At 68.4% G+C, this 1437-nt stretch carries 2 protein-coding genes; both read right to left on the bottom strand.

What is annotated here, in order from left to right; all coding sequences use genetic code 11:
* Positions 1 to 327: 327 nt before the first annotated feature.
* Positions 328 to 699 carry a hypothetical protein gene (locus K8556_RS38795; RefSeq protein WP_223745172.1) on the bottom strand — a complete coding sequence of 124 codons (372 nt, stop codon included), beginning with the start codon at positions 697 to 699 and terminating at the stop codon, positions 328 to 330.
* A 456-nt stretch (positions 700 to 1155) separates the two neighbouring features.
* Positions 1156 to 1437: hypothetical protein (locus K8556_RS39935; protein WP_370640043.1), on the bottom strand; the 282-nt coding region annotated here is incomplete at its 5' end.

Raw genomic sequence — 1437 nt, forward strand, 5'->3', positions numbered from 1 at the left:
GACAACGACGTCGCCTCCACGCGCAGCAGGTTGCGCCAGGCCTCGTCCCGTGGGCGCCGTTCCTCCTCCACGGGCGGAACCTCCGGGACGTCCTCGGCCCACGCTGCCACTGGCAACAGCAGCCACAGCCAGACAGCTCCACTTCGCGTCATTCGCATCCACGCCCCCCAGGGAGTGACTCCTCCGAGGAGAGCAAAGGACATACGTCTGACATTCAGTCCGGCACGCACCACTGCCCGGGGGGGGAGGTCGGCTGCGTCGAGTCGGCGACCGTTAATGCCGTGTCAGTCGCAGGGCGCCCGATCCCGGCTCTGTCGTCTACTTCCTTCACCGCAGCCGCGCGAGCTGCCCGCGAAACTCCAGCTCCAGCGCCGCCGCTGTCGGGTAGCGAGACGCCGGCTCCCGGCACAGCAGCCGGAGGAAGACGGAGCGCAGCGAGGTGGACAGCTCGAATGCGGCCTCCTTCACGTCCTTCCCACTGAACACCATGGCGCGCTGGACGGCGTCCTCCACGAAGGGCGGCAGGTGCATGTCCATCGTCGTGGCCATGGCCGCGAGCACCCGTTGACTCTGCTCCCGCGAGAGCCGAGGAGACTCGTCCTCCACCTTGAGATTCCCCGGGTAGTAGAGGTGTCTCCCCGTGGCGAACTCCAGCAGCACCAGCCCCAGGGAGAAGAGGTCGCTTCTCGCATCCGTCACCGTCCCCACCAGCGCCTCGGGTGAAGCGTAGATGACTCCTCCTGGAGGGCGCGGCAGCGTCGTAGCGAGGCGCCCTTGCAGACTGGACGAAGTCCGTCAGCACCTCGCCCCCATTGGGCCGCAGGCGGATGCAACCGGGGTTGATGTCCCGGTTGACGATGCCCAGCGAGCTGCCCGCGTCGTCCGTGCGGGTGTGCGCATGCGCCAGAGCCGCCGCCACCTCCGCGCCCACGTAGAGGACGAAGGCCTCGGAGAAGTAGCGTCCCCGCAACTGGGCGATGGTGAGGAGGGTGTCCAGGCTGAAGCCTTCCACGCACTCCCTGACGGCGCCCAGACCCCGTGCCTCTCCGAACTTCATCTCGAAGAGGCCTTGGACGCGGGCAATGCTGGGGTGCTGGAGGAATTGCGCCAGCCGCACCTCCTCTTCCAGCACTTTCACGGTGCGGCACAAGCTGCTCACGCTCGCGGCTGATGGGGCTCCAGTGGATCGACCTGGACCTGCCGCGCGGCAAACTCCAGGTCCGGCGCACCCGCACGAACGGACAGGAAGGCTTGCCCAAGGGTGGCCGCGAGCGCGGGGTGGACCTGCCCGCGTCCGGGGTCGACTCCCTCAAGGAACACCGGCACCTGCGCGGGGCCTACGTGTTCTGTCAGGAGGACGGCATGCGACAGCAGCAACGGGGCGCAGCGAGTCAATGCCAGCACCAGCGCGAGCCGCCCCGTCGCCTGCTCCTGGCC

The organism is Corallococcus sp. AS-1-12, from assembly GCF_020036995.1.
Classification (GTDB): domain Bacteria; phylum Myxococcota; class Myxococcia; order Myxococcales; family Myxococcaceae; genus Corallococcus.